Genomic DNA, 5,988 nt, shown 5'->3' on the forward strand with positions numbered 1-5,988 from the left:
AAGATTCCGGCGGGACGACGCGGAGGACGGAGCGGGGGACGAGGCATTGACGGACATGGCGGAGGCGCTCCTCGCGTTGTCGATGCGTGCTCGGTGGGAACCGGCGGCCGGCCGGCCGCGGTCAGATCGTGTTGCGGTACGGCGGCATGAACCGCATGCGCGGCATCTGGTCGGCCAGCACTCCCCCGTCGACCACGATGCGCGCCCCGGTGAGGTACGCGCCGGCGTCCGAGGCGAGCAGCAGCAGGGCTCCGACGCACTCGTCGGGCTGCGCGTACCTGCCGAGCGGGATGCGCTCGTGGTACGCGGATTCGAAGGCCTCCCGGTCGAAGGGGAATTCACCGTCGATGGGTGTCTCGACCATGCCGGGGGCGAGGGTGTTGGCGGTGATGCCGTGCGGGGCGAGTTCGACCGCCAGGGTCTCGGTGAGGAGCTGGGCGGCGGCCTTGGAGGCGTTGTAGTGGGCCAGGCCGGCCTCCGCCACCAGGGCGTTCTTCGACGTGATGGTGATGATGCGGCCCGCGACCGAGTCCGCCGTCATGTGTTCGGCGATGCGCTGGCTGAGGAAGAAGACGGCGTCGACGTTGACCCGCATGATGTGCGACCAGCTCGCGGGGGTGATCTCGTTGAAGCGTTCCAGCGCCGCCGTGCCCGCGTTGTTGACCAGGATGTGCAGCGGGCCCGCCTCGGCGTGCACGGTGTCGACGAAGCCGGGCAGCGCGTCGATGTCCGCGAGGTCCTGCCCGTACGTCCGGCAGCCGCGGCCGAGCGCCTCGATGGCCGCCGCCGTCTCGGCGACGCCCTCGGCACCGGGCAGGTCGACGAGGACCAGATCGGCGCCCGCCTCCGCGAGGCCGACGGCGAAGGAGCGGCCGAGTCCCCGGGCGGCCCCGGTCACGACCGCGGTGCGGCCGGTCAGATCGAAGCGGTCGGTTCCGCGGGGCGGGACGGCTGCGGTCATGGCGGGGTTCCTCCAGGCGGAGAGGTGGGGAGGCGGAGAGGTACGGAGGGGGTGGTCGGGTCCGGTCCTGGTCGCCGGAAGGGTCCGGGCCGCCGCGCTGGGACACTTGGGTAGTGGCGCGGCGGCCCGGCTGCCGGTCGGTACCGGGCGACAGGGGGATGACCCCGGCGCCGTACCGGCAGGTTCAGGGGAACGGCCGGGTCAGCCGTTCAGGCCCAGCAGGTCCAGCGACGGCCGGTGGATGATCTCCTCCACCGCGTCCGCGTCGAGCGGCGGCAGCCCGGGGATGCCGGGGATGCGGGCGATCTCCCGCAGCCCCTTCACCGAGTCGTCGACCGTCGTGAACGGGTAGTCGCTGCCGAACATCAGCTTGTGGAAGACCCCGTAGTCCTGGACCAGCCGGAGGCTGTGCCAGAGCTGGAAGGGCCGGTAGTGCAGGGCGCTGATGTCCGCGTACACATGCGGGTGCTTGCGGATGACCGCGATGCACTCGCCCTCGAAGGGGTGGCCGAGGTGGGCGAGGACCATCCGCAGTTCCGGGTGGCGGATGGCGACCGCGTCCAGGTGGCGGGGCATCGCCCACTCCAGCGGCGCGCTCGACACGAAGGTGGTGCCGGTGTGCACCAGGAGCGGGAGTCCGTGCCGCTCGGCGTAGGTGTACAGCTCGTCGTACTCCTCGGCGGCCGGGTCGAAGCCCGCGTACATCGGCATCAGTTTGATGCCGCGCAGGCCCAGTTCCTGGTGGCCGTGGCGGAGTTCGTCCTGCCAGCCGGGCTGGGTGGGGTCGAGCGAGAGGTAGCCGATGAGCCGGTCGGGCTGGGCTCCGACGTACGAGGCGACGGCGGCGTCGTCGACCCAGAGGCCGCTGCGCCGTGCCTTGCCCCCGACGACGATCGTGCGGGTGCCCTCGGGAGCGGTGGCGGCGTACTCCTCCCACTTCACCGTGAGGTCGACCTCGCCCGCGTGGGCGCGGGCGGAGTCGGACTTGAACGGGTCGGTGAAGTCGTGGCTGTGCCGGAAGAGGTGCGAGTGGACGTCGACGATCATGTCCGGTTCCGCTTCTCCCAGCCGTCCGCGAACATGTTCCAGAAGCGGTGGCTGGGCGGGTGCTCCTCGAAGACCTCGTCGACGAGCTCGACGCCGAGGCCCGGGGCGGTCGGCAGGCCGATGCGGCCGTCGACGATCGGGAGGGTGCCCTTGAGGGCGTCGAAGACGTAGTCCTCCAGGAGTCCGTCGAAGGTTTCGAGGATCTTGAAGTTGGGGATTCCGAGTGTCGCGTGCACCGAGACGGTGGTGCAGAGCGGCGAGTTGGAGTTGTGCGGGGCCACGAGCATGCCGTGGGTGTCGGCGATCGCGGCCAGTTTCCTGACCTCGGTGAAGCCGCCGGCCATGGAGAGGTCGGGCTGGATGATGTCGACCGCGTGGGTGGCGAAGAGCTGCTTGTACTCGTACCGGTTGTGGAAGTGCTCGCCGCCGGAGATCGGGAACGTGGCGCGCTGCCGCAGTTCCGCGTAGCGCTCGATGTGGGTCCAGGGCATCGGCTCCTCGAACCAGCCGATGTCGAAGGGCTCCAGCTCGCGCACCAGCCGGGCCGCGGTCGGCATGGCGAACCGGGCGTGACCCTCGATGAAGAGGTCGACATCCGGTCCGATGGCTTCGCGGACGGCGGCCACGAGGTCGACGGAACGGCGCAGTTCGGCGCGCTCCAGCTCGTGCAGTCCGGGGCCGAAGGGGTCGAACTTGAGGGCGGTGAAGCCCTTCGCCACGGTCTCCTTCGCCTTGGCGGCGAAGGTCTCGGGCTCGCGTTCGCCGGTGTACCAGCCGTTGGCGTACACGCGTACGTCGTCCCGGCAGGCGCCACCGGTCAGCCGGTACGCGGGGACGCCGAGCGCCTTGCCCATCAGGTCGTACATCGCCTGGTCGAGGCCGGACAGGGCGACGCCGCCCATGTCGCCGCCGCGCAGGAAGTCGCCCTGGTAGACGCGGAGCCAGAGCTCCTCGATGTCGAAGGGGTCGGCGCCGATGAGGTGGCGCCGGGCGATCGCCTCGGTGAGCTCGCAGACCTCGCGGACCCGGTACGGGTGGGTGATCTCGCCGATGCCGGACAGGCCCTCGTCGGTGTGGACCCGGACGTAGCCGAAGTCGCGCCACGAGGTGCCGAGCATCAGGGTCTCGACGCGGGTGATCCGGCCTGCGGGGCCTGCCGGGCGGGTGCGGTTGACGGTCAGCATCAGCGGGTCGCTCCGCCCATCGTGGAGGTGTTTTCCAGGTCGCGGGCGCCGCCGTCGGCGAGCACGGCCTTGACCGCGGCCTCGGTGCCCTCGATGAGACGGTCCACGTCGGCGTCGGTGTGGGCGTAGCTGATGTGGCTGCGCTTGAGGTTGAGCGGCAGTTCGAACAGGCCGTGGTCGAGGAGCTTGCGGCGGTAGCCGACGAAGAGCGAGGCGTCGTTGTTCAGCAGGTCCGCGTAGGTGCGGGGGGCCTCACCCGGCATGAAGTAGCTGACGAAGACGGAGCCGTAGCCGGTGACGACGGCGGGGACGCCGAGGCGCTCGTACAGTCCGGTCAGTTCGGTGCGGACGCGCTCGCCGAGCCGGAAGACGTGCTCGTGGACCGGCTCCTCGCGCAGCTTGCGCAGGGTGGCGAGGGCGGCGGCGACGACGGACGGGTGGCCGTTGTACGTACCGGCGAAGAAGGCGGGGGCGCCGGGGCGGGTGGAGAAGAGGTCCATCAGGTCGGCGCGGCCGCCGATCGCGCCGACGGGGGCGCCGTTGGCGATGGCCTTGCCGAGGGTGGTGAGGTCGGGGGTGACCCCGGAGATCTTCTGCCAGCCGCCGATGTCGTGGCGGAAACCGGTGATGACCTCGTCGAAGATCAGGATGCTGCCGGCCTTCGTGGTCTCCTCGCGCAGCGTGGTGAGGAACTCCTGGTACGGCAGGAGCGCTCCGACGTTGTGCGGGACGGGCTCGACGATGACGGCGGCGATGTCGGTGCCGTGCTCGGCGAAGGCGCGGCGGACGGCCTCGCTGTCGTTGAACGGCAGGACGAGGGTGGCTTCGAGGACCTCGGGCAGGATGCCGGTGGAGATCGGGTCGTGGCCGCCGACCTTCTCCGGGGCGGAGATGACGTTGAGGCTGACCGCGTCGTGCCAGCCGTGGTAGCAGCCCTGGAACTTGACGACCAGACGGCGGCCGGTGGCGGCGCGGGAGACGCGCAGCGCGTGGAAGGTGGCCTCGCTGCCGGTGCTGGTGAGCAGCACCTTCTCGATCGAGGGGATCAGCTCGGCGAGCTGTTCGGCGAGGAGGACCTCGCCCTCGGTGACACCGACGCCCATGTGGCCGAGGGTGGCGCCGGCCTCGGCGGTGGCGCGGGCCACGTCGGGGTCGTTGTGGCCGAGGAGGGGCGGGCCGAACGCCGAGTGGAAGTCGGTGTACTCGCGTCCGTCCGCGGTACGGAACCGCGCGCCGTCCGTCCCCGTGACGACCAGGTCGGTCAGTCCGGGAACACTGCGCTGACCGCTGTTCACGCCGCCGGGTACGACCTGGCGGGCGCGCTCGGCGAGTCGGGCTCCGGATTCGTTGCCCACCGGGCCTGAACTCATATCGCTTGCTCCTTGCGTCGAGAGTCGTCGGTCTTCGCAGGCCCTGCCCGGCCCGTGAGTCCCTGGCGCCATCCGCCCGGCAGTCGCCGCAGGAAGAGGATGATCCGTGGTGCTGAAGTGGTACTGGAAGTGGTGCTTCAGGTGGTGCGTTCGCTTTTTCTGAACACTGTTCTGTAGAGCAGAACAGTGCCTGGATATTACGTGCGGCTCCGGGGCCCGTCAAGACCCTTTCAAACCCAGGAAGGCCCGATTCCGCACTTCCTTCACAGAGAAAGCGCGTTCGAGCCTCCCCGGAGGCACTACGCTGTTCTGCTATGACGAACAGTGCTGCCCCAGAAGAACCGAAGTACTGGGTCAAGAGCGTGGCCAGGGCAGCGGACATCCTCGAAGCGCTCGCCGCCCCGTCCCAGGGGAACGGCCTGAGCGTCACGGAGGTCGGCCAGGCCTGCTCCATCTCCAAGAGCGCCGCCTTCGGCATGCTCCAGACCCTGCGCGCCTACGGCCTCGTCTCGGACGACGGCGAGGGCATGAACCGCCGCTACCGGCTCGGCATGAGCCTGGCCCGGCTCGGCGACCGGGCCCGCTCCCAGGTGTCCCTGCGCGGGGTCGCCCACCCGGTCCTGCGCGAGCTGACCCGGAGCACCGGGATGGCGTCCCGGCTCGCCGTCCCCGAGGACGGCCACGCGGTCGTCGTGGACCAGGTCGAGCTCGACCAGCGCGTCCGGCTCGATCTGCGGATGGGCCAGCGCGAGCTGCCGCACTGCACGGGCCTGGGCAAGGCGCTGCTCTCCGCCGTGCCGCCGGGCGAGGCGGCCGCGGTCGTCGAGCGGTTCGGGCTGCCCCGGCGCACCTCCCGCACGATCACCGACCCGGCGACCTTCCTGTCGCATCTGCGCGACATCGCACGGGTCGGCTACGCCCTGGACGACGAGGAGGACGCCGAGGGCATCATCTGCATCGGCGCGCCGGTCTTCGACGACCGTTCGGTCTGCGCCGGAGCGGTCTCCATCACCGGCCTCAAGCTCGGCCTGCCAGCCTGGCGCTACCAGGAACTGGGCGGCCAGGTCCGGGACGCGGCCCGCCGGATCAGCGTCTCGCTCGGCTGGGTCGACGACACCGACGGCACCGCCTCCGGCAGCGACACGGCGCATTCCGACGAAATCGGGTCTTGACCAAACGGTGTAACCCGCCGTAGGTTCCCTGCCAACCGCGGTGACACTCCATGGTCACCGGCGTTTTACCCTTTCCGGCCTGGTTCCGGCGCCTGCCCATTGCGCCGTGGACACCCGAAGACCGGACCCTTTTCAGCCATCCGCCTCATGGCAGTCCTCCGCAGGAACGCTCCCACTTGTCGCACTTCTCGGAAGGCGAAGTCCGCATGAGCGTTCCGCACCACCACACCCCCGCGTCGTCCCGCCGGAATCTC

The 5,988-nt window shown here is 70.4% G+C and carries 5 protein-coding genes; 1 reads left to right on the top strand and 4 read right to left on the bottom strand.

Features of this window, described 5'->3' with window-relative positions; all coding sequences use genetic code 11:
* Window positions 1-121 precede the first annotated feature (121 nt).
* The 4 genes from GA0115234_RS14550 to GA0115234_RS14565 form a co-directional block, all read right to left on the bottom strand.
* Window positions 122-961 carry an SDR family NAD(P)-dependent oxidoreductase gene (locus GA0115234_RS14550; RefSeq protein WP_093541660.1) on the bottom strand — a complete coding sequence of 280 codons (840 nt, stop codon included), beginning with the start codon at window positions 959-961 and terminating at the stop codon, window positions 122-124.
* A 201-nt stretch (window positions 962-1,162) separates the two neighbouring features.
* Complete coding sequence (locus GA0115234_RS14555; protein ID WP_093541662.1) at window positions 1,163-2,008, bottom strand: amidohydrolase family protein; 846 nt, start codon at window positions 2,006-2,008, stop codon at window positions 1,163-1,165.
* A complete protein-coding gene (locus GA0115234_RS14560) occupies window positions 2,005-3,192 on the bottom strand; it encodes a mandelate racemase/muconate lactonizing enzyme family protein (RefSeq protein WP_093541664.1) in 1,188 nt (395 codons plus the stop codon). The genes GA0115234_RS14555 and GA0115234_RS14560 overlap by 4 nt, the downstream gene beginning before the upstream one ends.
* Window positions 3,192-4,562 (bottom strand): aspartate aminotransferase family protein, encoded by a 1,371-nt coding sequence (locus GA0115234_RS14565; protein ID WP_093541666.1) that lies wholly within the window; start codon window positions 4,560-4,562, stop codon window positions 3,192-3,194. The genes GA0115234_RS14560 and GA0115234_RS14565 overlap by 1 nt, the downstream gene beginning before the upstream one ends.
* A 314-nt stretch (window positions 4,563-4,876) precedes the next feature.
* Between GA0115234_RS14565 and GA0115234_RS14570 the strand changes: the two genes are divergently transcribed.
* Window positions 4,877-5,734 (top strand): IclR family transcriptional regulator, encoded by an 858-nt coding sequence (locus GA0115234_RS14570; RefSeq protein ID WP_093541668.1) that lies wholly within the window; start codon window positions 4,877-4,879, stop codon window positions 5,732-5,734.
* The last annotated feature ends 254 nt before the right edge of the window (window positions 5,735-5,988 follow it).

Origin of the sequence: Streptomyces sp. DvalAA-43, from assembly GCF_900091725.1 — a bacterium.
GTDB lineage: Bacteria > Actinomycetota > Actinomycetes > Streptomycetales > Streptomycetaceae > Streptomyces > Streptomyces pulveraceus.

Bases quoted from the DNA above. Each gene is read 5' to 3' on its own strand.
- GA0115234_RS14550 (WP_093541660.1), bottom strand. From the start codon at position 961: ATGACCGCAGCCGTCCCGCCCCGCGGAACCGACCGCTTCGATCTGACC.
- GA0115234_RS14555 (WP_093541662.1), bottom strand. From the start codon at position 2,008: ATGATCGTCGACGTCCACTCGCACCTCTTCCGGCACAGCCACGACTTC.
- GA0115234_RS14560 (WP_093541664.1), bottom strand. From the start codon at position 3,192: ATGCTGACCGTCAACCGCACCCGCCCGGCAGGCCCCGCAGGCCGGATC.
- GA0115234_RS14565 (WP_093541666.1), bottom strand. From the start codon at position 4,562: ATGAGTTCAGGCCCGGTGGGCAACGAATCCGGAGCCCGACTCGCCGAG.
- GA0115234_RS14570 (WP_093541668.1), top strand. From the start codon at position 4,877: ATGACGAACAGTGCTGCCCCAGAAGAACCGAAGTACTGGGTCAAGAGC.